This window comes from Escherichia coli DSM 30083 = JCM 1649 = ATCC 11775 (assembly GCF_003697165.2).
Classification (GTDB): domain Bacteria; phylum Pseudomonadota; class Gammaproteobacteria; order Enterobacterales; family Enterobacteriaceae; genus Escherichia; species Escherichia coli.
In genome coordinates this window covers 1,454,409-1,481,319 of the sequence record NZ_CP033092.2, presented here as the reverse complement: position 1 = coordinate 1,481,319, position 26,911 = coordinate 1,454,409, and the positions used below count along the sequence as shown (strand labels likewise).

Below are 26,911 nucleotides of genomic sequence, written 5' to 3'. Positions count from 1 at the left end.
ATCTTTTATGCGCTAATTAGTGCTGATTTTCGCGTTCAGCAATAAAAGCCAGCGCTTTGTTGATACGCTCGATACTGCGGGTCTTACCGATTGCGTGAACGGTAACATCCAGCGCCGGAGACTGCCCCGCACCGGTTACGGCGACACGCAGCGGCATACCAACTTTACCCATACCCACTTCCAGCTCATCCGCCGTCGCCTGAATAGCGTGATGAACGTTTTCAGCGGTCCAGTCAGTAATCGCAGTCAGTTTGTCACGAACTACTTCCAGCGGCTGACGCGCTACCGGACGCAGATGTTTTTTCGCGGCGTCGGCATCGAACTCAGCAAAATCTTCGTAGAAATAACGGCAGCTCTGTGCCATCTCTTTCAGCGTCTTGCAGCGTTCGCCCAGCAGTTTCACCAGATCAGCCAGCTGCGGGCCGTTACGGGTATCGATATTTTCCTGCTCAATGTGCCACTGTAAGTGAGTAGCAACATACTCCGGCGGCAACGCGTTAATGTAGTGATGGTTCAGCCACAGCAGCTTGTCGGTGTTGAACGCACTGGCAGATTTGCTGACGGCATTCAGAGTGAAGTATTTAATCATCTCTTCACGAGTGAAGATTTCCTGATCGCCGTGGGACCAGCCCAGACGCACCAGATAGTTCAGCAGTGCTTCTGGCAGATAACCATCATCACGATACTGCATTACGCTGACCGCCCCGTGACGTTTGGACAGTTTTTTACCGTCATCGCCGTTGATCATAGAAACGTGCGCGTAAACCGGTACCGGCGCTTTCAGAGCCTTAAGAATGTTAATCTGGCGCGGTGTGTTGTTGATATGGTCTTCGCCACGGATAACGTGGGTGATTTCCATATCCCAGTCATCGACAACCACACAGAAGTTATAGGTTGGGGAACCATCGGTACGGCGGATAATCAGATCATCCAGCTCCTGGTTGCTGAACTCGATCGGACCACGGATCTGATCGTCAAAAACAACAGAACCTTCCTGCGGGTTAGCAAAACGTACGACACACGGCTCATCATCAGCGTGATGCTCATGACTGTGGCGGCAGCGACCGTCATAACGCGGCTTCTCACCTTTCGCCATTTGCTCTTCGCGCAGCGCTTCCAGGCGCTCTTTAGAGCAATAGCATTTATAAGCTGTGCCCTCTTCCAGCATCTGATCGATCACCGCGTTGTAGCGATCAAAACGTTTGGTCTGGTAGTACGGACCTTCATCCCACTCCAGGCTCAGCCAGTTCATGCCATCCATAATGGCTTCGATAGCTTCCGGCGTGGAACGCTCAAGATCGGTGTCTTCAATACGCAGCACAAACTCACCGCCGTGGTTACGTGCAAAAAGCCAGGAGTAAAGAGCAGTACGCGCGCCGCCAACGTGCAGATAGCCTGTTGGGCTTGGCGCGAAGCGAGTTTTGATTTTCATGAAATGGCCTTACGTTTAGAAAGATGCCGACAACCGGCAAATCCTGGAAAAATTGAGTGGGCGATATTCTATCACTCCCGTCTGATTCCTCAATGTAGTTCGGGTTGCAACCTTACGCATTATTGTTTTCGTTGACAAATTGCGCAACACGGTCTGTTTTGCGATCATCTTGCTTAAATTTACGACGAACGAACAATTTCTTTAGAAAATGCGTTGACTCATTTTGAACTCTCCCTATAATGCGACTCCACACAGCGGGGGTGATTAGCTCAGCTGGGAGAGCACCTCCCTTACAAGGAGGGGGTCGGCGGTTCGATCCCGTCATCACCCACCACTTTCTCGCCAGCTAGATTTCTTGTAACAATGTGAAGTACCGAAGTGGGTGATTAGCTCAGCTGGGAGAGCACCTCCCTTACAAGGAGGGGGTCGGCGGTTCGATCCCGTCATCACCCACCACTTTCTCGCCAGCTAGATTTCTTGTAACAATGTGAAGTACCGAAGTGGGTGATTAGCTCAGCTGGGAGAGCACCTCCCTTACAAGGAGGGGGTCGGCGGTTCGATCCCGTCATCACCCACCACTTCGGGTCGTTAGCTCAGTTGGTAGAGCAGTTGACTTTTAATCAATTGGTCGCAGGTTCGAATCCTGCACGACCCACCAATGTAAAAAAGCGCCCTAAAGGCGCTTTTTTGCTATCTGCAATTTGCGAAATTGCCTGATGCGCTTCGCTTATCAGACCAACTATGTCCGGCAGTTCCCGTGCCTCTCATCTACTGCGCCAACGCCGCCAGCAGTTTAACCAGCGCGGGCGTCACCTGCTGCGTTTCATAAACAATATATAAGTCTGCCGGGATGCGTTCTTTGAGCGGACGGAATATGACACCGGGCCAGTTCATCTGCGCGTAGCTGTCCGCTATCAATGTGATACCAATACCCATACTGACCATGGCGAGTACCGTTTGCGGTTCATTAACTTCGCGAATAACAACCGGTGAAAATCCCACCTGCTGGCAAACTCGCTGCAAAAAATCCCAGTCAGTGTACACGGGCGGCATTGTAACGAAATACTCGTCACGTAGCGCTTCCAGCGGGACGGTGGAAAATGATGAGAGATGATGCTCTTCAGGCATCGCCACCAGAAACGCCGATTCATGCAACCGTAAGCTGGTAAAACCAGTCGGTGGTTCTGTCGCCATTCGCCAGATCCCGGCATCAAGTTCGCGGCGTTCCAGCAAGGCCATTTGCATCGCAGGCATCTTTTCGCGAAACAGAACTTCAACGTTAGGATTTTCTCTAAGGAATCGCCGCATAACCGGGCGCATCCGTCCCCACATTGCCGTTCCCACAACCCCGAGTTCAATCCGCCCTGCTTCTCCCCGACCTATTTGTTCAACCCGAGCCAATACATTATTTGCATTCACCAGCAATCGACGCGATTCTTCCATCAAGATTTTGCCCGCGTGTGTCAGTACGACGCTGCGCGAATGGCGAATAAAAAGCTGCGTGCCGAGTTGATTTTCCAGCTCTTTAATATGAATACTGAGCGGAGGCTGAGACATATTTAAACGCGCTGCTGCGCGACCAAAATGCAACTCTTCCGCTACGGCAAGAAAATAACGGAGCAACTTAAGATCTGTTCTATATACGCGTTCCATAATTAAGTGCTCCATATAAAAAATATATCGTATTAAATTATCATGGCATAAAGTATTTCACCACCAGATATCCGACATACATAAACACGATGGATAATATACCCGGCAATACATTTGGAACAGGAATAGGTAATCGCACGATTGTAAACAAAGCACCAATGCCAAAACCAACGCCAGAAGAAAATAAAATATCTTTCACTAATTAACCTTTATCATAAAAGCAGCCCCAAGGAACAGAGCTGCGAATCCTTTTAATGTGTAACTGAACGATGCGTTATCTTTTCAGGGTCATGGTTATATTTAAACCCAAAGAAAAATATCACTGCGAGGAAAAGAGCATACCCTGCAAACATCAGCCAAATGGTATGCCAATCTTTTACGCCATCCACCGAGAAGTAATCCACTGCCATACCGCTCAGAATCGAGCCAACCCATGCGCCGACGCCATTTACCATCGTCATAAAAAGGCCCTGGGCGCTGGCACGAATGCTGGAATCAACTTCCTGTTCGACAAAGACCGAACCAGAAATATTGAAGAAATCGAATGCACAACCGTAAACAATCATCGACAGCAACAGCAAAATAAACTCGGTTGGTGATGGATCGCCATAGGCAAAGAAGCCAAAGCGCAGCGTCCACGCCACCATACTCATCAGCATGACGGTTTTAATACCGAAACGCTTCAAAAAGAACGGTATCGTCAGAATGAAACCGACTTCAGCCATCTGTGAAACTGACAGTAAAATGGACGGGTATTTCACCACGAAGCTATCAGCAAACTCAGGATTACGGGCGAAATCATGCAGGAATGGGTTGCCAAAAACGTTGGTAATTTGCAGCACCGCGCCCAGCATCATGGCGAAGAGGAAAAAGATAGCCATGCGTGGATTTTTAAACAGCACGAAGGCATCCAGACCCAGCTTGCTGGCAAGCGATGTAGTCGCTTTTTTCTCCGCAACCGGAATCTTCGGCAAAGTCAACGCATAAGCCGACAGCAGCAATGACGCACCGGACGCGATATACAGTTGCAGACTACTCAATTCCAGATGCAGCAGGCTTACTGCCCACATGGCGACAATGAACCCCACCGTACCAAAAACGCGAATGGGCGGGAAAGCGGTCACCGGGTCAAGCCCTGCCTGGGCAAGACAGGAATAAGAGACGCTGTTCGATAACGCAATAGTCGGCATAAACGCCATCGCATTGACTAACATCACCCAAAACATCATATCCGGATCAGTTACGGATGCCGCATAAAAAAGTACGCCCGCACACACCAGGTGACACAGCATGTATGCACGTTCCGCACGCAGCCATTTGTCTGCGATGATCCCCATTATACCCGGCATAATAATCGCGGCGATCCCTTTGGAACTGTAAACCATGCCAACATTAGCGCCGGTGAAATGAAGGGTATTAATCATGTAAGAACCGAGGGTAACCAGCCAGCTCCCCCAGATAAAATATTGCAAAAAGGACATTACCTTTAAGCGCAAAGCGATGCTCATAATCGTTTCCTTGTCGCATCATATGGCCTCACTCAGTGAGGCCGTTTATTGTTGTTTTACTCAGGCAATTTTGCGCAGAAAGCCGCAAATAAGATTAATAAAGTTTTGCTTTGAGAGTTCCGCTGCTGCCAGCGTTTGGGCATGAGAAAGCTTCACGTCACTCAGACCTTCCGCCATGTTGGTAATCGCAGAGACCGCAACGACTTTAAGTTCGCAATGGCGAGCTGAAATAACCTCAGGCACCACAGACATACCAACAACATCCCCACCAATAATTTGCATCATGCGAATTTCCGCCGCAGTCTCGAAATTCGGCCCCGGATACGAGACGAACACGCCCTCCGTCAGAGGGAACCCCTCTTCTTTCGCCACTTTTTGTAACAGTGCGCGGTATTCCGCATCGTAGGCATTCGCCAGCGAGAAGAAGCGCTCACCAAAACGTTCATCATTAAGACCCACCATCGGCGTTCCCGGCATGGTGTTGATGTGATCTTTCAATGCGACCAGACTGCCGGCCCCCACTTCAGGACGCAGTGAGCCAGCCGCATTGGTGCAGAACAGCAACTCGCAGCCCAGCAACTTAAAGGTACGGATTGCATCCGTCATGATGGTCATCCCACGACCTTCGTAGAAATGTCCACGACCTTTCATGCACGCCACTGGCACCCCCTGGAGATACCCCAGCACCAGCTCACCCGCATGACCGTGTACGGTACTTACCGGGAACCCAGGCAGCTTTTCGTAGGAAATTGCGACCGCGTTCTCAATCTGATCGGCTAGCGCGCCCAGCCCGGAACCTAAAATAAAGGCCACTCGTGGCGTGAAATCAGGTTTATAAGTCTTGATAATATCTACGCAATACAGTGGGTTATGAGAAAACTGAGCCTGATACATATATATCCTTTTTTTGTAGGGTGGAATCTAACGCCTTTTTATAACGAGATTGCCCTACCTCATACCAATACACTTTTTTCATGTATCCGATAGTTATTCGATATCGATATATTTATATTTTTTCACTATTAATAGGCTGAAAAAACTGTATTGGTACTCTTCTTTCCCTTGCATTAACAATATGCCGCTTTTAATCAACCTTTTTATTAAGCAATCAACTAATAACGATCGGCATAGGGAATTATGCTATGAAAAAACATCTTTTTACTCTGACACTCTCTTCTGTATTGGCGATACCAGCAGTATCCCATGCAGAATTTAAAGGCGGTTTTGCTGATATAGGTATTCATTATCTTGACTGGACTAGCAGAACCACTGAGAAATCGTCGACCAAATCACACAAAGATGATTTTGGATATCTGGAACTGGAAGGCGGCGCTAACTTTAGTTGGGGAGAAATGTACGGGTTCTTCGACTGGGAAAACTTTTATAATGATCGTCATGATAAACCGGGTAGCGAGCAGCGTTATACATTTAAAAATACCAACCGTATTTACCTGGGTGACACCGGATTTAATCTCTACTTGCATGCGTATGGCACCTACGGTTCTGCGAATCGTGTGAATTTCCATGACGATATGTTCCTTTACGGGATCGGCTACAATTTCACCGGCAGCGGTTGGTGGTTCAAACCGTTCTTTGCAAAACGCTATACAGACCAAACCTATTATACCGGCGATAACGGTTATGTCGCCGGTTGGGTTGCAGGTTACAGCTTTATGCTGGGCAGTGAGAAATTCACCCTCACCAACTGGAACGAGTACGAGTTTGATCGTGATGCCACCTACGCGGCAGGTAATGGCGGCAAAGAAGGTCTGAACGGTGCCGTCGCACTTTGGTGGAATGCAACTTCACACATCACCACAGGGATTCAGTATCGTTATGCGGATGACAAACTGGGCGAAGATTTTTACCAGGATGCGATAATCTACTCCATCAAATTTAATTTCTGATTGATTACTGCCGGAGCTCCCGGCAGTATGAATTCACTTTATATCTGATACAACGGATCCCCTTCCCGCCCAGCCATTAGCGCATTGCCCTGGTCTCGTACCACGTCCCATAACGCTTCAGCGGCGGTGGAAAGTGAACGGTTCTTCCTGCGCACCAGCATCAACTGGCGTTCAACCACTGGCGTAATGCGCTTTACCACCAGTGGGCTACCTTCAGGCAATGGTAGCGCCAGTGCGGGAAGAATACTGATGCCGATGCCTGCGGCTACCATCGGGAACAGCGTCGCCGGATGACCAATCTCCTGCACAATATTCGCCTGAATACCGTTGCGCGCCAGCGCTGCGTCAATCAGCGGTCGGCTGCCTGACGCGTAATCCTGCAACACCAATTTCGCTCCCTGTAATGCCTGCCAGGGTACATAATCTTCCACGGCCAAAGCGCTATCGCGATGGCAAAGCAGAAAGAAAGGCTCGGAAAGAATCGCTTCACATTGCAGATCGCCCACTGGGCCTGGATCGATGACGATGCCAAAATCGACATCTCCCTGGCGAATACTTTCCATCACCCACTGCTGCGGACGATCGTGCAGGACAAACTGAATATCTGGATAGCAGCGATGGCTTTCAGCAATGCATTGCGGAATAAGATGCGCGGAAATGGTCTGGCTGGCAGCGACCCGAACTTTTCCGCTCAGTTGTTGCCCCATACGCCCGGTATCGCGCAACGTGCTGTTAAGTTCATCCAGCAGTCGCTCAAGACGCAAAGCCAACTGCTGCCCTGCATCTGTAAGCACCACTTCACGCGTGGTTCTGTCCAGCAGGCGAACACCAGTATGATTTTCCAGCTCCTTCACACTGTGACTCACTGCCGACTGGCTCAGGCCGATACGCTCTCCTGCACGACTAAAACTTTTCTCCTGCGCTACTGTGACGAAAACCTTTAATTGCTTTAAAGAATAATTCATCTGTTTTTTTCATGAATGGATGCAATAAATCAATTTTATTTCTCAAACTGGAAGAAGCACAATAGAACCATCGATCATCTGGAGTCTTTATGAAACTTTTTCGTATCCTCGATCCTTTCACCTTAACCCTGATCACGGTGGTGTTGCTGGCCTCTTTCTTTCCGGCCAGAGGCGATTTCGTCCCCTTCTTTGAAAATCTGACCACTGCAGCGATTGCTCTGCTGTTCTTTATGCACGGCGCGAAGTTGTCGCGTGAGGCGATTATTGCTGGCGGTGGTCACTGGCGACTGCATTTGTGGGTAATGTGCAGCACCTTCGTGCTGTTTCCGATTCTGGGCGTGCTGTTTGCCTGGTGGAAACCGGTAAATGTCGACCCGATGCTCTACTCCGGTTTTCTCTACTTGTGCATTCTCCCCGCGACCGTGCAGTCTGCAATCGCCTTCACGTCAATGGCGGGCGGTAACGTCGCGGCGGCGGTTTGTTCTGCGTCAGCATCCAGCCTGCTGGGGATTTTCCTTTCACCATTGCTGGTTGGTCTGGTGATGAATGTTCACGGTGCAGGGGGCAGCCTTGAGCAGGTCGGTAAAATTATGCTGCAACTGTTGCTGCCATTTGTGTTGGGGCATCTTTCCCGGCCTTGGATTGGTGACTGGGTGTCGCGTAATAAAAAATGGATTGCGAAAACTGACCAGACGTCCATTCTGTTGGTGGTTTATACGGCATTCAGCGAAGCCGTCGTTAACGGTATCTGGCACAAAGTTGGCTGGGGATCATTGCTGTTTATCGTGGTGGTCAGTTGCGTTCTTCTGGCTATCGTGATTGTAGTTAACGTCTTTATGGCACGCCGACTGGGCTTCAATAAGGCAGATGAAATTACTATCGTCTTTTGTGGTTCGAAAAAGAGTCTGGCAAATGGCATCCCGATGGCAAACATTCTGTTCCCCACATCGGTGATCGGTATGATGGTGCTGCCCCTGATGATTTTCCATCAGATCCAATTGATGGTCTGTGCGGTGCTGGCGCGTCGATACAAACGCCAGACCGAACAGTTACAGGCGCAGCAGGAAAGCAGCGCCGATAAAGCTTAAAGCGGACGCTTCAGGGGCTGGACCAGTTGCGTCAGCCCCTCGGTTTTAATCAGCAGCGTGATTTGCATTAGCTCACCGAGCTTCCCTGCCGGGAACTCATCTTTGCGGGCAAACCACAGCAGATACTCCTCCGGCAGGTCGATTAAGCGACGCCCTTTGTACTTGCCAAACGGCATTATCGTATTGGCTATTTCAATCAGCTGCTCTTTTTCCATCTCAGCTACCCAGCAAACGCAGCATTTCCGTTTCGTCGATGACTTCAATGCCCAGTTCCTGCGCCTTCGCCAGTTTAGATCCTGCAGCTTCACCCGCTATCACCAGATCGGTTTTCTTCGACACGCTGCCCGCGACTTTCGCCCCCAGTTCGACCAGTCGAGCTTTAGCGTCATCACGCGACATCTGGCTTAAGCTGCCCGTAAGCACCACGGTTTTACCAGCAAACGGACTGTCAATCTCTTCCGCATTGATAACGATCGGCTCAGGCCAGTGAACACCTTCCGCCAACAGCTCGCTGATGACATTGCGGTTGCTTTCTTCGGCAAAGAAGTTGTGAACGTGGGAGGCAACGACAATTCCAACATCAGGCACCTTTTGCAGCTCTTCAATCGACGCGGCTTCCAGCGCTTCCAGCGTGCCGAAATATGCCGCCAGACCTGCTGCGGTAGCCTCGCCGACTTCACGGACGCCAAGTGCATAGAGGAAGCGGGCAAAGGTGGTTTCTTTCGCTTTTTCCAGCGCGTTAACCACGTTTTGTGCCGATTTCGGCCCCATACGCTCCAGTCCGGTCAGTTTGCCTGCGGTGAGTTTGAACAGATCCGCCGGAGTGTGGACATATTCTTTTTCAACCAGTTGATCGATGATTTTGTCGCCCATTCCGTCAACATCCATCGCACGGCGGGAAACAAAGTGTTTCAGAGACTCTTTACGCTGCGCACCGCAAATCAGGCCACCGGTACAGCGGGCAACCGCTTCACCTTCCACACGCTCGACGTCAGAACCACATACCGGACAATGCGTCGGGAATACAACCTCACGGGTATCTTCCGGGCGTTCAGAAAGCACGACGTTAACCACCTGCGGGATCACGTCGCCAGCGCGGCGAATCACCACTTTATCGCCAATGCGTAAACCAAGACGTTCGATTTCGTCAGCATTATGCAGTGTAGCGTTACTCACCAACACGCCAGCAACATGGACAGGTTCCAGACGCGCAACAGGCGTAATCGCGCCAGTACGCCCAACCTGAAACTCGACGTCACGCACAAAGGTCATCTGTTCCTGCGCCGGGAATTTAAACGCTACCGCCCAGCGCGGGGCACGCGCGACAAAGCCAAGCTGCTCCTGCTGTGCCAGTGAGTTGACCTTAATCACCACGCCGTCGATATCAAAGCCCAGCGTCGGACGGTCTTCTTCTACTTTGTGGTAGAACGCCAGCACTTCTTCCGCCGATTCACAAAGCGTTACCCGATCGCTGACAGGTAATCCCCACGCTTTAAATTGCATTAAGCGTCCCAAATGGGTATCCGGCAATTCACCGCCTTCCAGAACACCAACGCCGTAGCAGAAGAAAGTGAGCGGTCGCTTCGCTGTAATACGCGGATCAAGCTGACGCAGTGAACCAGCTGCCGCATTACGTGGGTTAGCAAACACTTTCCCGCCCGTGCGTCGCGCATCTTCGTTAATCTTTTCGAACCCCGCCTGCGGCAGGAACACTTCACCACGCACTTCCAGACGCGCCGGGATATTCTCACCGTGTAGCTTCAGCGGAATGGCGCGAATAGTACGCACATTAGACGTGATATCTTCCCCGGTGGTGCCATCGCCACGAGTTGCGGCACTGACTAAAACGCCATTTTCATACAGAATACTGACGGCAAGACCATCCAGCTTCAGCTCACAGCACCAGGTGACTTTCTCGTTGCTTTTCAGACGGTCCTGCACTCGTTTGTTGAAGGCAAGAAAGCTTTCTTCATCAAAAACGTTATCCAGCGACAGCATTGGCACTTCATGGCGGATCTGGCTGAAAGCCGCCAGCGGCGCAGCACCTACACGTTGGGTAGGCGAATCAGGCGTAATCAGTTCTGGATGTTTGGTTTCCAGCTCGCGCAGTTCGCGCATCAGCCTGTCGTATTCAGCGTCGGGAATTTCCGGCGCATCCATCACATGATAAAGATATTCATGATGGCGAAGCGTCGTTCGCAGTTCTGTCAGTTGTTGTTCGATTGATTCCATATCGCACCATCAATGCTAAAAACCCCCGACAAGCGGGGGTTCGAAGAGGAGTTAATTTGCCTTAAGTGTATCAGGCGTTGGCGTCTTTGACTTCGCGGATGATGTCCTGGTACTCGCGCAATTTCTGCGGAGTCATCATACGGCGCTGATCGTCAAGCACTACACCGCCCACTTCATCGGCAATATGCTGCGCAGATTGCAGCATCAGCTTGAAGTTCTGCAGCTCGTCACCGTAAGACGGTACCTGCATAAAGATAGTGACACCCGGAGTAGTGAAATCCTTCATTTCAGGATCAAAGGTTCCCGGTTTCACCATATTCGCCAGGCTAAATAACGCCGGGCCGCTGCCATCCGGGCTAAGATGACGATGGTAAATATTCATATCGCCAAAAATGAAGCCCGCTTGTTGAATGCTGTTAAGAAGCAGTTCACCGTTTAGCTCGCTACCGTGATGCGCCGCGACGTTCATGATAATCACCGCTTCTTTGCGCTTCGGTTTATCCATAACTGGAGCCGGTTCCGCTACAGGCTCAGGCTGTGGTGCCGCTACAGGCTCTGCAGGCTGGAAAGCCTGTTGTGCCGGTTGCGGTGCTGAATGCACTGGCTGCGGCGCTGATGCGACCTGTGGCGAAACTGGCTGCTGCAACGGCTGTTCAGGCTGCGGCTGATAGGCAGGCTGCTGCACGGGTTGCTGCACCGGCTGCGCTGGACGCGGAGCATGTTGCGGCGGTACCTGAGCTTCAGGCGGCTGCTGGACCGGTTGACGCGGCTGCGCAGACGCATAAGGCGGTTGGTACTGGTGTTGCGGCGACGGACGAGCAGCCTCATGCTCCTGGGCGTTAGCCGGGGCATGATTCACGCGGTGAACTCGAACCTCACCAACGCCCTCATCATCTTCGACATCCTCGTCATAAGAATCGTCGTCACGTTTTGACTTCATTCGTTTTAATGGCCGATCGCGGAACATAGAAGATCGTTCTTTACGGCTGGTCCAGAAACCATGTACCAGTAAAGCGATTATGGCGATCGCGCCAACAATGATTAATATCAGACGCAAATCCTGCATCATTATATTCTCTGTTGTTCTAACACCTTGCCACCACGGCAAACATTTACTCACTAAGAGTATTTGCCGATTACCTCAAGTGCAAGTGCACTATTAACTTTCACAGCACAAAGATAGATGAAATCGTGCTTTTTGCTGTTTTTTCGAACATATCCTAACTGTCCATTGCGCAATTACCCGGTAAAATACGCAGAATTTTCCTGGGATTGGTCAAAAGGAGCTCATCCTGATTATGGTTTCATCATTCACATCTGCCCCACGCAGCGGTTTTTACTATTTTGCGCAAGGCTGGAAGCTCGTCTCGCAACCTGGGATTCGGCGTTTCGTTATTTTACCGCTGCTGGTCAATATTTTGTTGATGGGGGGCGCATTCTGGTGGCTCTTTACGCAACTCGATGTCTGGATCCCGACGCTCATGAGTTATGTTCCGGACTGGTTACAATGGCTGAGCTATCTGTTGTGGCCCCTGGCTGTCATCTCTGTGCTGTTAGTGTTTGGCTATTTCTTCTCAACGATTGCTAACTGGATTGCTGCTCCGTTCAACGGTTTATTGGCTGAACAACTGGAAGCAAGACTGACTGGCGCTACACCGCCAGATACCGGAATTTTCGGTATCATGAAAGATGTGCCGCGAATCATGAAACGCGAATGGCAAAAATTTGCCTGGTATCTGCCGCGCGCAATTGTATTGCTAATTCTTTACTTCATCCCTGGCATTGGGCAAACCGTCGCGCCGGTACTGTGGTTCCTGTTTAGCGCCTGGATGTTAGCCATCCAGTATTGTGATTACCCCTTCGATAACCACAAAGTGCCGTTTAAAGAGATGCGCACCGCCCTGCGCACACGCAAAATCACCAATATGCAGTTTGGTGCTTTAACCAGCCTGTTTACGATGATCCCGCTGCTTAATCTGTTCATTATGCCCGTTGCCGTTTGTGGCGCGACGGCGATGTGGGTCGATTGCTATCGCGATAAACACGCCATGTGGCGGTAACAATCTACCGGTTATTTTGTAAACCGTTTGTGTGAAACAGGGGTGGCTTATGCCGCCCCTTATTCCATCTTGCATGTCATTATTTCCCTTCTGCATATAGATATGCTAAATCCTTACTTCCGCATATTCTCTGAGCGGGTATGCTACCTGTTGTATCCCAATTTCATACAGTTAAGGACAGGCCATGAGTAAGATTTTTGAAGATAACTCGCTGACTATCGGTCACACGCCGCTGGTTCGCCTGAATCGCATCGGTAACGGACGCATTCTGGCGAAGGTGGAATCTCGTAACCCCAGCTTCAGCGTTAAGTGCCGTATCGGTGCCAACATGATTTGGGATGCCGAAAAGCGCGGCGTGCTGAAACCAGGCGTTGAACTGGTTGAACCAACCAGCGGTAATACCGGGATTGCACTGGCCTATGTAGCTGCCGCTCGCGGTTACAAACTTACCCTGACCATGCCAGAAACCATGAGTATTGAACGCCGCAAACTGCTGAAAGCGTTAGGTGCAAACCTGGTGCTGACCGAAGGTGCTAAAGGCATGAAAGGTGCAATCCAAAAAGCAGAAGAAATTGTCGCCAGCAATCCAGAGAAATACCTGCTGCTGCAACAATTCAGCAATCCGGCAAACCCTGAAATTCATGAAAAAACCACCGGTCCGGAGATCTGGGAAGATACCGACGGTCAGGTTGATGTATTTATTGCTGGCGTTGGGACTGGCGGTACGCTGACTGGCGTCAGCCGCTACATTAAAGGCACCAAAGGCAAGACCGATCTTATCTCTGTCGCCGTTGAGCCAACCGATTCTCCAGTTATCGCCCAGGCGCTGGCAGGTGAAGAGATTAAACCTGGTCCGCATAAAATTCAGGGTATTGGCGCTGGTTTTATCCCGGCTAACCTTGATCTCAAGCTGGTCGACAAAGTCATTGGCATCACCAATGAAGAAGCCATTTCTACCGCACGTCGTCTGATGGAAGAAGAAGGCATTCTTGCTGGTATCTCTTCTGGAGCAGCTGTTGCTGCGGCGTTGAAACTACAAGAAGATGAAAGCTTTACCAATAAGAATATTGTGGTTATTCTGCCGTCATCGGGTGAGCGTTATTTAAGCACTGCATTGTTTGCCGATCTTTTCACTGAGAAAGAACTGCAACAGTAATGCCAGCTTGTAAAAAATGCGTAAAAAAGCACCTTTTTAGGTGCTTTTTTGTGGCCTGCTTCAAACTTTCGCCCCTCCTGGCATTGATTCAGCCTGTCGGAACTGGTATTTAACCAGACTAATTATTTTGATGCGCGAAATTAATCGTTACAGGAAAAGCCAAAGCTGAATCGATTTTATGATTTGGTTCAATTCTTCCTTTAGCGGCATAATGTTTAATGACGTACGAAACGTCAGCGGTCAACACCCGCCAGCAATGGACTGTATTACGCTCTTCGTGCGTCGCGTCTGTTAAAAACTGGCGCTAACAATACAGGCTAAAGTCGAACCGCCAGGCTAGACTTTAGTTCCACAACACTAAACCTATAAGTTGGGGAAATACAATGTTCCAGCAAGAAGTTACCATTACCGCTCCGAACGGTCTGCACACCCGCCCTGCTGCCCAGTTTGTAAAAGAAGCTAAGGGCTTCACTTCTGAAATTACTGTGACTTCCAACGGCAAAAGCGCCAGCGCGAAAAGCCTGTTTAAACTGCAGACTCTGGGCCTGACTCAAGGTACCGTTGTGACTATCTCCGCAGAAGGCGAAGACGAGCAGAAAGCGGTTGAACATCTGGTTAAACTGATGGCGGAACTCGAGTAATTTCCCGGGTTCTTTTAAAAATCAGTCACAAGTAAGGTAGGGTTATGATTTCAGGCATTTTAGCATCCCCGGGTATCGCTTTCGGTAAAGCTCTGCTTCTGAAAGAAGACGAAATTGTCATTGACCGGAAAAAAATTTCTGCCGACCAGGTTGATCAGGAAGTTGAACGTTTTCTGAGCGGTCGTGCCAAGGCATCAGCCCAGCTGGAAACGATCAAAACGAAAGCTGGTGAAACGTTCGGTGAAGAAAAAGAAGCCATCTTTGAAGGGCATATTATGCTGCTCGAAGATGAGGAGCTGGAGCAGGAAATCATAGCCCTGATTAAAGATAAGCACATGACAGCTGACGCAGCTGCTCATGAAGTTATCGAAGGTCAGGCTTCTGCCCTGGAAGAGCTGGATGATGAATACCTGAAAGAACGTGCGGCTGACGTACGTGATATCGGTAAGCGCCTGCTGCGCAACATCCTGGGCCTGAAGATTATCGACCTGAGCGCCATTCAGGATGAAGTCATTCTGGTTGCCGCTGACCTGACGCCGTCCGAAACCGCACAGCTGAACCTGAAGAAGGTGCTGGGTTTCATCACCGACGCGGGTGGCCGTACTTCCCACACCTCTATCATGGCGCGTTCTCTGGAACTGCCTGCTATCGTGGGTACCGGTAGCGTCACCTCTCAGGTGAAAAATGACGACTATCTGATTCTGGATGCCGTAAATAATCAGGTTTACGTCAATCCAACCAACGAAGTTATTGATAAAATGCGCGCTGTTCAGGAGCAAGTGGCTTCTGAAAAAGCAGAGCTTGCTAAACTGAAAGATCTGCCAGCTATTACGCTGGACGGTCACCAGGTAGAAGTGTGCGCTAACATTGGTACGGTTCGTGACGTTGAAGGTGCAGAGCGTAACGGCGCTGAAGGCGTTGGTCTGTATCGTACTGAGTTCCTGTTCATGGACCGCGACACGCTGCCCACTGAAGAAGAACAGTTTGCTGCTTACAAAGCAGTGGCTGAAGCGTGTGGCTCTCAGGCGGTTATCGTTCGTACCATGGACATCGGCGGCGACAAAGAGCTGCCATACATGAACTTCCCGAAAGAAGAGAACCCGTTCCTCGGCTGGCGCGCTATCCGTATCGCGATGGATCGTAAAGAGATCCTGCGCGATCAGCTCCGCGCTATCCTGCGTGCCTCTGCTTTCGGTAAATTGCGCATCATGTTCCCGATGATCATCTCTGTTGAAGAAGTGCGTGCACTGCGCAAAGAGATCGAAATCTACAAACAGGAACTGCGCGACGAAGGTAAAGCGTTTGACGAGTCAATTGAAATCGGCGTAATGGTGGAAACACCGGCTGCCGCAACAATTGCACGTCATTTAGCCAAAGAAGTTGATTTCTTTAGTATCGGCACCAATGATTTAACGCAGTACACTCTGGCAGTTGACCGTGGTAATGATATGATTTCACACCTTTACCAGCCAATGTCACCGTCCGTGCTGAACTTGATCAAGCAAGTTATTGATGCTTCTCATGCTGAAGGCAAATGGACTGGCATGTGTGGTGAGCTTGCTGGCGATGAACGTGCTACACTTCTGTTGCTGGGGATGGGTCTGGACGAATTCTCTATGAGCGCCATTTCTATCCCGCGCATTAAGAAGATTATCCGTAACACGAACTTCGAAGATGCGAAGGTGTTAGCAGAGCAGGCTCTTGCTCAACCGACAACGGACGAGTTAATGACGCTGGTTAACAAGTTCATTGAAGAAAAAACAATCTGCTAATCCACGAGATGCGGCCCAATTTACTGCTTAGGAGAAGATCATGGGTTTGTTCGATAAACTGAAATCTCTGGTTTCCGACGACAAGAAGGATACCGGAACTATTGAGATCATTGCTCCGCTCTCTGGCGAGATCGTCAATATCGAAGACGTGCCGGATGTCGTTTTTGCGGAAAAAATCGTTGGTGATGGCATTGCTATCAAACCAACGGGTAACAAAATGGTCGCGCCTGTAGACGGCACCATTGGTAAAATCTTTGAAACCAACCATGCGTTCTCTATCGAATCTGATAGCGGCGTTGAGCTGTTCGTCCACTTCGGTATCGACACCGTTGAACTGAAAGGCGAAGGCTTCAAGCGTATTGCTGAAGAAGGTCAGCGCGTGAAAGTTGGTGATACTGTCATTGAATTTGATCTGCCGCTGCTGGAAGAGAAAGCCAAGTCAACCCTGACTCCGGTTGTTATCTCCAACATGGACGAAATCAAAGAACTGATCAAACTGTCCGGTAGCGTAACCGTGGGTGAAACCCCGGTTATCCGCATCAAGAAGTAATTCTTGCTGCAGTGAAAAATGGCGCCCATCGGCGCCATTTTTTTATGCTTCAGCCAGAGGCGGCAAAATCAATTCATCGCTCTCATGCTGCTGGGTATAGCGCATCACTTCCAGTACGCGCAACCCCGCGCGGTGTACCGCATCGGTTAACGCCTTCCCTTTCAGCAAACCACTGATAAGCTGAGCACAAAACAGGTCGCCAGTCCCTTTCAGGTCAGTTTTAACCCGGGAATGGGAAATGACATTCACGCTGTCGGCACTGACCACCACCACCTGCATCTCCTGATTTTCTTCATTGCCGGAGGCGCTGGTAATCACCACCCACTTTAATGTGTCTGAAAGCAGACTTTTTGCGGCAGCAATGGCACTGTCGAGATCGCGGCAATCTTTACCGGTCAGGATTTCCAGCTCAAAGATATTGGGGGTAATTCCCTGTGCCAGCGGCAGTAAATATTGTCGATACGCCTCGGGAAGGTCAGGTTTGACATAAATTCCGCTATCAATATCGCCAATCACCGGATCGACCATGATCAATAGGTCAGGATGGTCTTTGCGTAGCGCAGTCAGCCACTCGGCAAGGATTTTGATTTGCGATGCCGTTCCCATATAGCCCGTGGTTACAGCACGAAGTTGGCGCAGCGCATCACGCTCCTGAAGCGCACGCAAATAACCGCTAAACCATTCATCCGGAATCGCACCACCGTAGAAAGTGTCATAATGCGGCGTATTGCTCAGCAATACCGTCGGCACGGCAAAGACATTCAGGCCGTTCTGTTTGATAGCAGGCACCGCAATGCTGTTGCCTACGCTGCCGTACACTACCTGCGACTGCACGGCAACGATATCCGCCTGCAGTGCCCTGCTCTTATCGTTAAACAACAACAAACTACTCATTTAATTTTTTCTCCTTGCCGATGATCCTCATCGTATTCCAGCCGAAACTTTACCTGATTCTGGCAGTCAAATCGGCTATTACAAAACAAGGATAAGGTAATTCAGTGAAGAAAATCGTTTGTCTGGTCGTTACGCTGCTAATGACACTCCCCGCTTATGCGAAGTTAACGGCCCATGAAGAAGCCCGTATCAACGCCATGCTGGAGGGATTAGCACAGAAAAAGGATTTGATATTTGTGCGCAACGGTGATGAACATACCTGCGATGAAGCGGTTTCTCATCTGCGCCTGAAGCTGGGCAATACCCGTAATCGCATTGATACAGCCGAGCAGTTTATTGACAAGGTGGCCTCGTCGTCATCGATTACCGGGAAGCCGTATATCGTGAAGATGCCCGGTAAGAGCGATGAGAACGCACAGCCTTTTTTACATGCGTTAATTGCGCAGACGGATAAAACGGTGCCTGCGCAATAATCTTAAATCCCCGCCCCCTGGCTAAAATGCTCTTCCCCAAACACCCCGGTAGAAAGGTAGCGATCGCCACGATCGCAGATGATCGCCACCACCACCGCGCCAGGGTTAGCTTTTGCCACCCGCAGTGCTCCGGCAACCGCGCCGCCGGAGCTTACGCCGCAGAAAATCCCTTCCCGCACTGCCAGTTCGCGCATGGTGTTTTCCGCATCGCGCTGATGAATATCCAGCACCTCATCCACCAGAGAAGCATTGAAAATCCCCGGCAGATATTCCGCAGGCCAGCGGCGAATGCCGGGAATACTGCTGCCTTCTTCCGGCTGCAGGCCAACAATGGTCACCGGTTTGGATTGTTCGCGCATAAAGCGTGACACGCCGGTGATAGTGCCGGTTGTTCCCATGCTGGAGACAAAATGGGTAATACGCCCGCCAGTTTGCTGCCAGATTTCTGGCCCGGTAGTGGTGTAATGGGCGTAAGGGTTATCGGGATTATTGAACTGATCGAGCAACTTTCCTTCGCCGCGATTCGCCATTTCAAGCGCCAGATCGCGTGCGCCTTCCATGCCCTGTTCTTTGGTGACCAGAATCAGTTCTGCACCGTAGGCACGCATCGCCGCACGGCGTTCCTGGCTCATGTTGTCGGGCATCAGCAATTTCATGCGATAGCCTTTAAGCGCCGCAATCATTGCCAGCGCAATGCCGGTGTTACCACTGGTGGCTTCGATCAGCACATCACCCGGTTTAATCTCGCCGCGCTTTTCCGCCTCGACAATCATCGAAAGCGCCGCACGGTCTTTTACCGATCCCGCCGGGTTATTGCCTTCCAGTTTTAACCACACTTCACTGCCGTTATCCGGCGCCATTCGCTGCAACTTCACCAGAGGCGTATTGCCTATTGTTTGTTCTAATGTACTCACGATCTCTGTCCATACGTGGTGTTGCCTGATGCGACGCTTACGCGTCTTATCAGACCTACAGGTTACAAAACCTTGCCATTAAAAAGCCCGGATCGCGGGAAGCGCCTCCGGGCGTTTAACATTCACTCAACCTATCAGGCGCTTTGTGCGAGAGCAAGTTCCTCATCGCGGGTTTCAATACGCTCATCGCCGTTATACAGCCGCGCATGTTGCAGACCAACGTATAAACGATCGCCACGCTGCGGGGCATCGTCGCCATGCATCACGACCGTCAGCGGTTCGTTGTACCACCCCAGCGGCTGCACCACTAATTGGGTGTAGTGACCTTTCGGGCTGGCTTCCAGTACCTGTACGGGTAGCGGCGAATCGAGGCTGGTACGGCGGCTGATATCCACTTCCCACGGGCGCAGGAAGAGATCCACCGGCCCCTGATACGCGGGGGTGTATCCCAGCGGCCAGCGATGTGCGCCAACGTGGAACTGCCCGCCGCGAATGGTTCCCTGCAGGCGGTTTACCTCGCCCATAAACTCCAGCACAAAACGAGTCGCCGGTTCACGCCATACCTGATCCGGTGCGTCAGCTTGTTCAATATTGCCCTGACTCATCACCACTACACGATCGGCTACTTCGGTCGCCTCTTCCTGGTCGTGGGTCACGAACACGCTGGTGAATTTCAGTTCTTCATGCAGTTGACGCAGCCAGCGACGCAGCTCTTTACGCACCTGCGCATCCAGCGCGCCAAACGGTTCATCAAGCAGCAAAATTTGCGGTTCCACAGCCAGCGCGCGTGCAAGCGCCACACGCTGTTTCTGGCCGCCGGAAAGCTGCGCCGGATAACGATCCGCCAGATGCGCGAGCTGCACCATCTCCAGCAATTTTGTCACTTTCGCTTTGATCGCCGCCGCATTCGGGCGTTCACGCCGTGGCAACACCGTCAGGCCAAAAGCGATATTGTCAAACACCGTCATATGGCGAAACAGCGCGTAATGCTGGAACACGAAACCGACTTTACGGTCCCGCGCGTGCAGACGGCTCACGTCGGTACCGTGAAAGCGAATATGCCCGCTGGTTTGATGCTCCAGCCCGGCAATAATGCGCAGCAGCGTGGTTTTTCCGGAACCGGACGGCCCCAGCAACGCGACCATCTGACCAGAAGGAATATCCAGTGAGATATCGTTCAGCACCTGGGTGCGACCAAACGACTTCTTAATATTGGCAATCTCAATGCTCATGATGTTCCTCCTGCTGCGCGCGTTTTTCCTGGTTCTCCAGGCGCCACTGCAACATACTCTTTAAAAACAGGGTGATAATCGCCATCAGCGTCAACAGCGCCGCGGCGGTAAAGGAGCCAACGGTGTTGTAGTCCTGCTCCAGCAATTCAATCTGTAATGGCAGCGAAAGTGTTTCGCCGCGAATCGAGCCAGAAACCACCGACACCGCGCCAAACTCGCCAATCGCGCGGGCGTTGGTCAGCACCACGCCGTAAAGCAGCGCCCAGCGGATGTTCGGCAGCGTGACGCGACGGAACATCTGCCAGCCGGACGCGCCAAGCAAAATCGCCGCTTCGTCTTCCTGGCTGCCCTGACTTAACATTACCGGTACCAGTTCGCGCACCACAAACGGACACGTCACGAAGATGGTGACCAGCACCATACCCGGCCAGGAGAACATAATTTGCAGATTATGTTCATCCAGCCAGCCGCCCAGCGGGCCGTTAGAGCCGTAGAACAGCAGATACACCAGACCAGCAACCACCGGCGACACGGCAAACGGAATGTCCAGCAGCGTCAGCAATAGCTGGCGTCCGGGGAAGTTAAAGCGCGTCACCAGCCAGGCCAGCAGAATACCGAACACCAGGTTTACCGGTACGGCAATCAGCGCGATCATCACCGTCAGCCAGATGGCGTGCAGCATGTCCGGATCGGCCAGATTTTGTAACACCGGCATCAGTCCTTTGCTGAACGCCTGTACGAAGATATAAATCATCGGTACCAGCAGGATGAACGCCGATACCAGCATCCCGATGCCAATCAGAAACCATTTGCCCCAGTTAATCGGGCGCGCGTCATAACGCTTCAATTGTGTCACTTCCGCCATTAATGACCTACCACACGCCGACCAAAGCGACTTTGCAGAGTGTTAATTGAGAACAGCAACAGCAGCGATGCCGCGAGGATCACCGAGGCAATCGCGCTCGCCGCCGGGTAATCAAACTCCTGTAAGCGAACAAAGATCATCAGCGACGTCACTTCTGTTTTCCAGGCGATATTCCCGGCGATAAAAATCACCGCGCCAAACTCACCGAGGCTGCGGGTAAATGACAGCGCCACACCCGCCACCAGCGCCGGAGATAGTTCCGGCAGCACCACTTTGCGAAAACTCTGCCAGCGTGTTGCGCCGAGCGTTTCTGCCGCCTCTTCATATTCCGGGCCTAACTCTTCCAGCACCGGCTGCACGGTGCGCACCACAAACGGAATGCTGGTAAAGGCCATCGCCACCGCAATCCCCAGCCAGGTATAGGTGACTTTGATATCAAACTTCGCCAGCCATTCACCGTAAAAACCGTTCACGGAAAAGAGCGAGGCCAGCGTTAAACCGGCGACTGCCGTTGGCAGCGCAAAGGGTAAATCCATCAGCGCATCAAGCAGCGTGCGACCCGGAAAGCGATAGCGGGTTAAGATCCACGCCATCAGCAGACCGAAAACGCCGTTAAAAATCGATGCCACAAACGCCGACAGCAGCGTCACTTTATAGGCTGCGACCACCTGCGGGTTGGTGATCACCTCCCAGTACTGCGCCCAGCTCATCTGGGCCAGTTGCATCACCAGCGCGGAGAGCGGCAGCAGCAAAATCAGGCACACAAACAGCAGACTGGTGCCGAGGCTTAAGGTAAAGCCCGGCAGCACGCGTCTTGAAGAAACGGCAAACATTACTTACGCCCCGCCGCTAACAGCTTGTCTAACTCGCCGCCGCTGGTGAAGTGGGTTTTCATCACTTCCGTCCAGGAGCCAAATTTGTCTTCCACGCGGAACAGCTCGGTCTGCGGGAATTTATCTTTCAGTTTGTCCATGACTTCCGGGTTATTTACGCGGTAGTAATAGTCGGTGATGATGGTTTGCGCCTGCGGGCTGTAGAGCCAGTTCAGGTAGGCTTTTGCCGCTTTTTCCGTGCCGTTGGCCTGCACATTTTTATCGACCCACGCCACCGGGAATTCCGCCAGAATGTTGGTTTTCGGAATCACCACTTCAAAGCCCTGCGCTTCATACTGTTTACGGATGTTGTTCACTTCCGACTCGAAGCTGATCAGCACATCGCCCAGGCCGCGCTCGGCAAAAGTGGTGGTCGCGCCACGACCGCCAGTATCGAACACTTCAACGTTTTTCAGGAACTGGGTCATAAACTGTTCGGTTTTGGCTTTATCACCACCGTCGGCTTTGTCCGCTGCGCCCCATGCCGCAAGGTAGGTATAACGCGCGTTACCCGACGTTTTCGGGTTCGGGAAAATCAGCTTCACGTCAGAGCGTACCAGGTCGTTCCAGTCGTGGATATTCTTCGGGTTGCCCTTACGCACCAGGAAGCCCATGGTGGAGTAGAACGGCGAGCTATTATTCGGCAGGCGCGACTGCCAGTCCGCTGGGATCAGCTTGCCTTTATCGTGCAGGATTTGTACGTCGGTCACCTGGTTATAAGTGACAACGTCGGCTTTTAAACCCTGCAAAATTGCCAGCGCCTGTTTTGATGATCCGGCATGAGATTGTTTAATCGTCAGTTTGTCGCCACCGTTATCTTTTGCCCATTGTTGCTCAAACGGCGGGTTCAGGGCGGCAAACAGCTCGCGGGAGACGTCATAAGAACTGTTCAGCAGTTCCGTTGCCTGTACATGGCCCGCCAGTAGCAGAGAAGCAACCAGCACGAGTGAGTTCTTTTTCAGTAAGTTAACGGCCATTGCGCACCCTTATAAATTTAATGACTTTCTAATAGCCATCATATTTATAACGGACGTGAAAGGAGTAACGGTTTTATATACCGTTTGGTGATTTGGAAGTTGAAAAGGGAATAAGACGAAATCCTCCCCACAAATGCAGGGAGGAAACAGAGGTGAATCAGATGCCGACGCTAACCGTCTCCGGCAGTGTGCTGCCGCCATCAATCACATTCTGTGTACCGGTTAAATAGCTGGATTCATCCGATGCGAGGAAGGCCGCCAGTTCGCCGACTTCCAGCGGATCGGCGAGGCGACGCATCGGGATTGCTTTCGCCATTTCAGTCAGCACCGATTCTGGATCTTCCGGGTTCGACTGGCGGGCAATGCTTTCCGCCATTGGCGTGCGAACGTATCCAGGGCAGATGGCGTTAACGCGAATACCAGACTGCGCGTACTCCACCGCCAGCGATTTAGTCAGGCCAACAATCGCCGCTTTCGTTAAGGCGTACGCCGTTTCGCCCGGGTCTGCCACCATATCGCCAGTGACTGAAGACATCATCACAATCCGGCCATCTTTGCGGGCAATCATCTCCGGCAGCACCGCCTTCGTGACGTTCCATACGCCTTTTATATTGATATCAATATGGAAATCGCGATCTTCATCGCTCATATCAAGGAAACTGCCCAGACGACAAACGCCTGCGTTATTCACCAGAATATCAATGCGCCCTTCTTTTTCCTTAGCGCGCTTAATAGCTGCGGCTACCGACGCCGGGTCACGCACATCGGCGACAACCGCCGTACAGCGATGACCACGGCCACACAGTTCGTCCGCCAGCTTTTCGATCTCAGGGGAGATATCCAGCAAGATTAGGTTTGCGCCATGACGCGCAAAAGTTCTGGCAATTCCTTCGCCAATTCCCTGCAATGCGCCCGTAATCAGTGCTGTCTTGCCCGTGAGTTTACCCATTTTAATGCTCTCCTTGTTAATACAGAGCGTTACACTCCATTCCCTCTGAAAATACAGGATAAACAAAATATTGCTGCGGATCAGCTCACTAATTCAGGAAAATCTCAATTTAGTCGCTGCTTTATGCAGCACCTCAAGCGTTACGTCAGCGCGCAATCATTTTCAGTGACATCACATGAGTAATATTCGGACTTAATGATTCCTTTGTGTCTATCAAATCGGGATATATGATCCCATTTATCTGCAATTATTTGATCGCAAATATTAAGGTCACCACCGATGCAACTTGAAAAGATGATTACCGAAGGCTCGAACGCCGCCTCGGCTGAAATTGACCGCGTATCAACGCTGGAAATGTGCCGGATTATCAACGATGAAGATAAAACCGTACCACTCGCCGTTGAGCGCGTACTGCCGGATATCGCCGCGGCGATCGATGTTATCCACACCCAGGTAAGCGGCGGCGGCCGTCTGATTTATCTCGGTGCGGGAACATCCGGTCGTCTGGGGATTCTGGATGCCAGCGAATGTCCGCCGACCTACGGCGTGAAACCGGGCCTGGTAGTTGGTTTGATTGCTGGCGGCGAATATGCCATTCAGCACGCGGTGGAAGGCGCAGAAGATAGCCGGGAAGGTGGTGTTAATGATCTGAAAAATATTAATTTAACCGCGCAGGATGTGGTGGTTGGTATTGCGGCCAGCGGACGCACGCCTTATGTGATTGCCGGGCTGGAATACGCGCGCCAACTCGGCTGCCGTACAGTGGGCATTTCCTGTAATCCGGGGAGTGCCGTTTCATCCACCGCAGAGTTTGCTATTACGCCGGTAGTTGGTGCCGAAGTTGTTACCGGTTCTTCGCGAATGAAAGCAGGCACGGCGCAGAAACTGGTGCTCAACATGCTCTCCACCGGGCTGATGATTAAATCCGGCAAAGTGTTCGGCAACCTGATGGTCGATGTGGTCGCCACCAACGAAAAACTGCATGTGCGCCAGGTCAATATCGTCAAAAACGCTACCGGATGTAATGCCGAACAAGCGGAAGCGGCGTTAATTGCTTGCGAGCGCAACTGTAAAACGGCCATTGTGATGGTACTGAAAAATCTCGATGCCGATGAAGCTAAAAAATGCCTGGATCAACACGGCGGTTTTATTCGCAAGGCTCTGGAAAAGGAATAACCCATGGCTAAAGAGATCAGCAGTGAACTTCTGAACACCATTCTTACCCGGGTCGGCGGACCGGGAAATATCGCCAGTTGTGGTAACTGTATGACGCGCCTGCGTCTGGGTGTACATGACAGTTCATTGGTTGATCCCGATATCAAAACGCTGGAAGGCGTGAAGGGCGTCATTTTGACCAGCGATCAGGTGCAGGTGGTTTTTGGGCCAGGCAAAGCGCATCGTGCCGCAAAAGCCATGAGCGAGCTGCTGGGCGAGGCACCGGTACAGGATGCCGCAGAAATCGCCGCCCAGAATAAACGCCAGTTAAAAGCCAGACAAACTTCCGGCGTGCAACAATTTCTCGCCAAATTCGCCACCATCTTCACGCCGCTGATCCCCGGTTTTATTGCCGCCGGTCTGCTGCTGGGGATAGCGACGTTAATTGCCACGGTGATGCACGTTACGGCAGATGCTCAGGGCACGCTACCCGATGCGCTGAATTTTATGAAGGTGTTCAGCAAAGGCCTGTTCACCTTCCTGGTAATTCTGGTGGGCTATAACGCGGCCCAGGCATTTGGTGGCACGGGCGTAAATGGCGCAATTATCGCTGCGCTCTTTTTGCTTGGTTATAACCCAACTGCAACCACGGGTTACTACGCCGGATTTCACGATTTCTTTGGTCTGCCCATCGATCCGCGCGGCAATATTATCGGCGTGTTGATCGCCGCGTGGGCCTGCGCCCGCATCGAAGGCATGGTGCGCCGCTTTATGCCCGACGATCTCGACATGCTGCTGACCTCGTTAATCACCCTGCTGATCACCGCTACGCTTGCGTACCTGATCATTATGCCGCTGGGCGGCTGGCTGTTTGAAGGCATGTCGTGGCTGTTTATGCACCTGAACAGTAATCCGCTCGGTTGTGCGGTTTTAGCCGGGCTGTTCCTGATCGCCGTGGTATTTGGCGTGCATCAGGGCTTTATTCCTGTTTATCTGGCGTTAATGGACAGCCAGGGATTCAACAGCTTATTTCCCATCCTTTCAATGGCAGGCGCAGGCCAGGTGGGCGCGGCGCTGGCGCTCTACTGGCGGGCGCAACCGCACAGTGCATTACGCAGTCAGGTCCGCGGGGCGATTATTCCCGGTCTGCTTGGCGTTGGCGAACCGCTGATTTACGGTGTCACCCTGCCCCGCATGAAACCGTTTGTTACCGCCTGTTTAGGCGGCGCGGCGGGCGGTTTGTTTATCGGCCTGATAGCCTGGTGGGGTCTGCCGATGGGCTTAAACAGCGCCTTCGGGCCGTCTGGTCTGGTGGCGCTGCCGCTGATGACTTCCGCGCAAGGCATCCTTCCGGCAATGGCGGTTTACGCTGGCGGTATTCTGGTGGCATGGGTTAGTGGGTTTATTTTCACCACACTCTTTGGCTGCCGTAACGTCAATCTGGACTGATTATGAAACGGACAATGCTCTATCTTTCTCTGCTGGCTATTAGCTGTAGCGTCAGCGCCGCAAAATACCCTGTTCTGACAGAAAGTAGTTGATCAAGTGTATGAGGCGTTAAAGCAGTAATAAAAAGGCCAGTCAGTTGTGTTACTGGCTGGCCTTTAATCAATGAA

Annotated in this window: 26 protein-coding genes, 4 tRNA genes and 1 pseudogene; 15 read left to right on the top strand and 16 right to left on the bottom strand. The window is 51.5% G+C overall.

Going from position 1 to position 26,911, the window contains the following annotated elements:
• Positions 1–16: 16 nt before the first annotated feature.
• On the bottom strand, positions 17–1,432 hold the full coding sequence (gene gltX / locus EAS44_RS08085; protein WP_000695661.1) for a glutamate--tRNA ligase: 1,416 nt from the start codon (positions 1,430–1,432) through the stop codon (positions 17–19).
• Between the two features lie 258 nt (positions 1,433–1,690).
• On the opposite strand from gltX, the gene EAS44_RS08080 reads away from it, so the two are divergent.
• The 4 genes from EAS44_RS08080 to EAS44_RS08065 all read left to right on the top strand — a co-directional run bounded on the left by EAS44_RS08080 (position 1,691) and on the right by EAS44_RS08065 (position 2,090).
• Positions 1,691–1,766 (top strand) — tRNA-Val (locus tag EAS44_RS08080).
• 46 nt (positions 1,767–1,812) lie between these two features.
• Positions 1,813–1,888, top strand: a tRNA-Val gene (locus EAS44_RS08075).
• A 46-nt stretch (positions 1,889–1,934) separates the two neighbouring features.
• Positions 1,935–2,010: transfer RNA gene (locus EAS44_RS08070), tRNA-Val, on the top strand.
• Positions 2,011–2,014: 4 nt separating this feature from the next.
• Positions 2,015–2,090: transfer RNA gene (locus EAS44_RS08065), tRNA-Lys, on the top strand.
• A gap of 110 nt (positions 2,091–2,200) precedes the next feature.
• Here the strand turns inward: EAS44_RS08065 and xapR are convergent.
• The 4 genes from xapR to xapA are packed head-to-tail and all read right to left on the bottom strand — an operon-like array spanning position 2,201 to position 5,487.
• On the bottom strand, positions 2,201–3,085 hold the full coding sequence (gene xapR, locus EAS44_RS08060; protein ID WP_000442954.1) for a DNA-binding transcriptional regulator XapR: 885 nt from the start codon (positions 3,083–3,085) through the stop codon (positions 2,201–2,203).
• Between the two features lie 40 nt (positions 3,086–3,125).
• Positions 3,126–3,284: a DUF1427 family protein gene (locus EAS44_RS08055; RefSeq protein ID WP_000651752.1), complete on the bottom strand. Its 159-nt coding sequence runs from the start codon at positions 3,282–3,284 to the stop codon at positions 3,126–3,128.
• 52 nt (positions 3,285–3,336) lie between these two features.
• Complete coding sequence (xapB, locus tag EAS44_RS08050) at positions 3,337–4,593, bottom strand: xanthosine/proton symporter XapB (RefSeq protein ID WP_000020388.1); 1,257 nt, start codon at positions 4,591–4,593, stop codon at positions 3,337–3,339.
• Positions 4,594–4,653: 60 nt separating this feature from the next.
• Positions 4,654–5,487, bottom strand: a complete 834-nt coding sequence (gene xapA, locus EAS44_RS08045; RefSeq protein WP_000283878.1) for a xanthosine phosphorylase — start codon at positions 5,485–5,487, stop codon at positions 4,654–4,656.
• A gap of 248 nt (positions 5,488–5,735) precedes the next feature.
• Between xapA and yfeN the strand changes: the two genes are divergently transcribed.
• Positions 5,736–6,500, top strand: a complete 765-nt coding sequence (gene yfeN, locus EAS44_RS08040) for an outer membrane protein OmpK (protein ID WP_000716367.1) — start codon at positions 5,736–5,738, stop codon at positions 6,498–6,500.
• A gap of 38 nt (positions 6,501–6,538) precedes the next feature.
• On the opposite strand, the gene yfeR is transcribed toward yfeN, so the two are convergent.
• Positions 6,539–7,465 carry a LysR family transcriptional regulator gene (yfeR, locus tag EAS44_RS08035; RefSeq protein WP_001109781.1) on the bottom strand — a complete coding sequence of 309 codons (927 nt, stop codon included), beginning with the start codon at positions 7,463–7,465 and terminating at the stop codon, positions 6,539–6,541.
• 89 nt (positions 7,466–7,554) lie between these two features.
• Here yfeR and yfeH point away from each other — a divergent pair, with 89 nt between their 5' ends.
• On the top strand, positions 7,555–8,553 hold the full coding sequence (yfeH, locus tag EAS44_RS08030) for a bile acid:sodium symporter family protein (RefSeq protein WP_000765604.1): 999 nt from the start codon (positions 7,555–7,557) through the stop codon (positions 8,551–8,553).
• On the opposite strand, the gene ypeB is transcribed toward yfeH, so the two are convergent.
• From ypeB to zipA, 3 genes are all read right to left on the bottom strand, one after another.
• A complete protein-coding gene (ypeB, locus tag EAS44_RS08025) occupies positions 8,550–8,768 on the bottom strand; it encodes a DUF3820 family protein (protein WP_000410201.1) in 219 nt (72 codons plus the stop codon). The two genes, yfeH and ypeB, sit on opposite strands and share 4 nt — an antisense overlap.
• A gap of 1 nt (position 8,769) precedes the next feature.
• Positions 8,770–10,785 carry an NAD-dependent DNA ligase LigA gene (gene ligA, locus EAS44_RS08020; protein ID WP_000443708.1) on the bottom strand — a complete coding sequence of 672 codons (2,016 nt, stop codon included), beginning with the start codon at positions 10,783–10,785 and terminating at the stop codon, positions 8,770–8,772.
• Positions 10,786–10,855: 70 nt separating this feature from the next.
• Complete coding sequence (gene zipA, locus EAS44_RS08015) at positions 10,856–11,854, bottom strand: cell division protein ZipA (protein ID WP_001317975.1); 999 nt, start codon at positions 11,852–11,854, stop codon at positions 10,856–10,858.
• 229 nt (positions 11,855–12,083) lie between these two features.
• Here zipA and cysZ point away from each other — a divergent pair, with 229 nt between their 5' ends.
• The 5 genes from cysZ (at position 12,084) to crr (ending at position 16,964) form a co-directional block, all read left to right on the top strand.
• On the top strand, positions 12,084–12,845 hold the full coding sequence (gene cysZ, locus EAS44_RS08010; RefSeq protein WP_000254839.1) for a sulfate transporter CysZ: 762 nt from the start codon (positions 12,084–12,086) through the stop codon (positions 12,843–12,845).
• Between the two features lie 184 nt (positions 12,846–13,029).
• Positions 13,030–14,001 (top strand): cysteine synthase A, encoded by a 972-nt coding sequence (cysK, locus tag EAS44_RS08005; RefSeq protein WP_000034402.1) that lies wholly within the window; start codon positions 13,030–13,032, stop codon positions 13,999–14,001.
• Positions 14,002–14,384: 383 nt separating this feature from the next.
• Complete coding sequence (ptsH, locus tag EAS44_RS08000) at positions 14,385–14,642, top strand: phosphocarrier protein Hpr (protein ID WP_000487600.1); 258 nt, start codon at positions 14,385–14,387, stop codon at positions 14,640–14,642.
• A gap of 44 nt (positions 14,643–14,686) precedes the next feature.
• Complete coding sequence (gene ptsI / locus EAS44_RS07995) at positions 14,687–16,414, top strand: phosphoenolpyruvate-protein phosphotransferase PtsI (protein ID WP_000623142.1); 1,728 nt, start codon at positions 14,687–14,689, stop codon at positions 16,412–16,414.
• Positions 16,415–16,454: 40 nt separating this feature from the next.
• Positions 16,455–16,964 (top strand): PTS glucose transporter subunit IIA, encoded by a 510-nt coding sequence (gene crr, locus EAS44_RS07990; RefSeq protein ID WP_000522247.1) that lies wholly within the window; start codon positions 16,455–16,457, stop codon positions 16,962–16,964.
• Between the two features lie 42 nt (positions 16,965–17,006).
• On the opposite strand, the gene pdxK is transcribed toward crr, so the two are convergent.
• A complete protein-coding gene (gene pdxK / locus EAS44_RS07985) occupies positions 17,007–17,858 on the bottom strand; it encodes a pyridoxine/pyridoxal/pyridoxamine kinase (RefSeq protein WP_000096640.1) in 852 nt (283 codons plus the stop codon).
• 104 nt (positions 17,859–17,962) lie between these two features.
• Here pdxK and yfeK point away from each other — a divergent pair, with 104 nt between their 5' ends.
• Positions 17,963–18,331: a YfeK family protein gene (gene yfeK, locus EAS44_RS07980; RefSeq protein WP_000724596.1), complete on the top strand. Its 369-nt coding sequence runs from the start codon at positions 17,963–17,965 to the stop codon at positions 18,329–18,331.
• A gap of 2 nt (positions 18,332–18,333) precedes the next feature.
• Here yfeK and cysM read toward each other — a convergent pair whose 3' ends face one another.
• From cysM to ucpA, 6 genes are all read right to left on the bottom strand, one after another.
• A complete protein-coding gene (gene cysM, locus EAS44_RS07975) occupies positions 18,334–19,245 on the bottom strand; it encodes a cysteine synthase B (RefSeq protein WP_000105467.1) in 912 nt (303 codons plus the stop codon).
• Positions 19,246–19,379: 134 nt separating this feature from the next.
• Positions 19,380–20,477: a sulfate/thiosulfate ABC transporter ATP-binding protein CysA gene (gene cysA / locus EAS44_RS07970; RefSeq protein ID WP_000021034.1), complete on the bottom strand. Its 1,098-nt coding sequence runs from the start codon at positions 20,475–20,477 to the stop codon at positions 19,380–19,382.
• Positions 20,467–21,342 (bottom strand): sulfate/thiosulfate ABC transporter permease CysW, encoded by an 876-nt coding sequence (gene cysW / locus EAS44_RS07965; RefSeq protein WP_000852686.1) that lies wholly within the window; start codon positions 21,340–21,342, stop codon positions 20,467–20,469. Before cysW ends, cysA begins: the two co-directional genes overlap by 11 nt.
• A complete protein-coding gene (cysT, locus tag EAS44_RS07960; protein WP_000458408.1) occupies positions 21,342–22,175 on the bottom strand; it encodes a sulfate/thiosulfate ABC transporter permease CysT in 834 nt (277 codons plus the stop codon). The genes cysW and cysT overlap by 1 nt, the downstream gene beginning before the upstream one ends.
• The gene (gene cysP / locus EAS44_RS07955; RefSeq protein ID WP_000290262.1) at positions 22,175–23,191 is read right to left on the bottom strand and encodes a thiosulfate/sulfate ABC transporter substrate-binding protein CysP; all 1,017 of its coding nucleotides are present in this window, start codon (positions 23,189–23,191) and stop codon (positions 22,175–22,177) included. The genes cysT and cysP overlap by 1 nt, the downstream gene beginning before the upstream one ends.
• 157 nt (positions 23,192–23,348) lie before the next feature.
• Positions 23,349–24,140, bottom strand: a complete 792-nt coding sequence (ucpA, locus tag EAS44_RS07950; protein WP_000517443.1) for an SDR family oxidoreductase UcpA — start codon at positions 24,138–24,140, stop codon at positions 23,349–23,351.
• Positions 24,141–24,419: 279 nt separating this feature from the next.
• Here ucpA and murQ point away from each other — a divergent pair, with 279 nt between their 5' ends.
• The 3 genes and pseudogenes from murQ to EAS44_RS25530 all read left to right on the top strand — a co-directional run.
• Positions 24,420–25,316, top strand: a complete 897-nt coding sequence (gene murQ, locus EAS44_RS07940) for an N-acetylmuramic acid 6-phosphate etherase (protein ID WP_001175632.1) — start codon at positions 24,420–24,422, stop codon at positions 25,314–25,316.
• Positions 25,317–25,319: 3 nt separating this feature from the next.
• Positions 25,320–26,744 carry a PTS N-acetylmuramic acid transporter subunit IIBC gene (gene murP / locus EAS44_RS07935; RefSeq protein WP_001040463.1) on the top strand — a complete coding sequence of 475 codons (1,425 nt, stop codon included), beginning with the start codon at positions 25,320–25,322 and terminating at the stop codon, positions 26,742–26,744.
• Positions 26,745–26,746: 2 nt separating this feature from the next.
• Positions 26,747–26,833, top strand: a pseudogene (locus EAS44_RS25530) (hypothetical protein); the annotation flags it as partial.
• Positions 26,834–26,911: the final 78 nt, after the last annotated feature.

What these genes read in the sequence shown, in the direction of transcription:
- ptsI (WP_000623142.1), top strand. Translation starts at nt 14,687, where the DNA reads ATGATTTCAGGCATTTTAGCATCCCCGGGTATCGCTTTCGGTAAAGCT.
- xapB (WP_000020388.1), bottom strand. Translation starts at nt 4,593, where the DNA reads ATGAGCATCGCTTTGCGCTTAAAGGTAATGTCCTTTTTGCAATATTTT.
- yfeR (WP_001109781.1), bottom strand. Translation starts at nt 7,465, where the DNA reads ATGAATTATTCTTTAAAGCAATTAAAGGTTTTCGTCACAGTAGCGCAG.
- zipA (WP_001317975.1), bottom strand. Translation starts at nt 11,854, where the DNA reads ATGATGCAGGATTTGCGTCTGATATTAATCATTGTTGGCGCGATCGCC.
- cysK (WP_000034402.1), top strand. Translation starts at nt 13,030, where the DNA reads ATGAGTAAGATTTTTGAAGATAACTCGCTGACTATCGGTCACACGCCG.
- cysP (WP_000290262.1), bottom strand. Translation starts at nt 23,191, where the DNA reads ATGGCCGTTAACTTACTGAAAAAGAACTCACTCGTGCTGGTTGCTTCT.
- yfeN (WP_000716367.1), top strand. Translation starts at nt 5,736, where the DNA reads ATGAAAAAACATCTTTTTACTCTGACACTCTCTTCTGTATTGGCGATA.
- cysA (WP_000021034.1), bottom strand. Translation starts at nt 20,477, where the DNA reads ATGAGCATTGAGATTGCCAATATTAAGAAGTCGTTTGGTCGCACCCAG.
- cysZ (WP_000254839.1), top strand. Translation starts at nt 12,084, where the DNA reads ATGGTTTCATCATTCACATCTGCCCCACGCAGCGGTTTTTACTATTTT.
- cysW (WP_000852686.1), bottom strand. Translation starts at nt 21,342, where the DNA reads ATGGCGGAAGTGACACAATTGAAGCGTTATGACGCGCGCCCGATTAAC.
- ptsH (WP_000487600.1), top strand. Translation starts at nt 14,385, where the DNA reads ATGTTCCAGCAAGAAGTTACCATTACCGCTCCGAACGGTCTGCACACC.
- pdxK (WP_000096640.1), bottom strand. Translation starts at nt 17,858, where the DNA reads ATGAGTAGTTTGTTGTTGTTTAACGATAAGAGCAGGGCACTGCAGGCG.
- crr (WP_000522247.1), top strand. Translation starts at nt 16,455, where the DNA reads ATGGGTTTGTTCGATAAACTGAAATCTCTGGTTTCCGACGACAAGAAG.
- murP (WP_001040463.1), top strand. Translation starts at nt 25,320, where the DNA reads ATGGCTAAAGAGATCAGCAGTGAACTTCTGAACACCATTCTTACCCGG.
- xapR (WP_000442954.1), bottom strand. Translation starts at nt 3,085, where the DNA reads ATGGAACGCGTATATAGAACAGATCTTAAGTTGCTCCGTTATTTTCTT.
- ucpA (WP_000517443.1), bottom strand. Translation starts at nt 24,140, where the DNA reads ATGGGTAAACTCACGGGCAAGACAGCACTGATTACGGGCGCATTGCAG.
- murQ (WP_001175632.1), top strand. Translation starts at nt 24,420, where the DNA reads ATGCAACTTGAAAAGATGATTACCGAAGGCTCGAACGCCGCCTCGGCT.
- ypeB (WP_000410201.1), bottom strand. Translation starts at nt 8,768, where the DNA reads ATGGAAAAAGAGCAGCTGATTGAAATAGCCAATACGATAATGCCGTTT.
- yfeH (WP_000765604.1), top strand. Translation starts at nt 7,555, where the DNA reads ATGAAACTTTTTCGTATCCTCGATCCTTTCACCTTAACCCTGATCACG.
- xapA (WP_000283878.1), bottom strand. Translation starts at nt 5,487, where the DNA reads ATGTATCAGGCTCAGTTTTCTCATAACCCACTGTATTGCGTAGATATT.
- ligA (WP_000443708.1), bottom strand. Translation starts at nt 10,785, where the DNA reads ATGGAATCAATCGAACAACAACTGACAGAACTGCGAACGACGCTTCGC.
- gltX (WP_000695661.1), bottom strand. Translation starts at nt 1,432, where the DNA reads ATGAAAATCAAAACTCGCTTCGCGCCAAGCCCAACAGGCTATCTGCAC.
- cysT (WP_000458408.1), bottom strand. Translation starts at nt 22,175, where the DNA reads ATGTTTGCCGTTTCTTCAAGACGCGTGCTGCCGGGCTTTACCTTAAGC.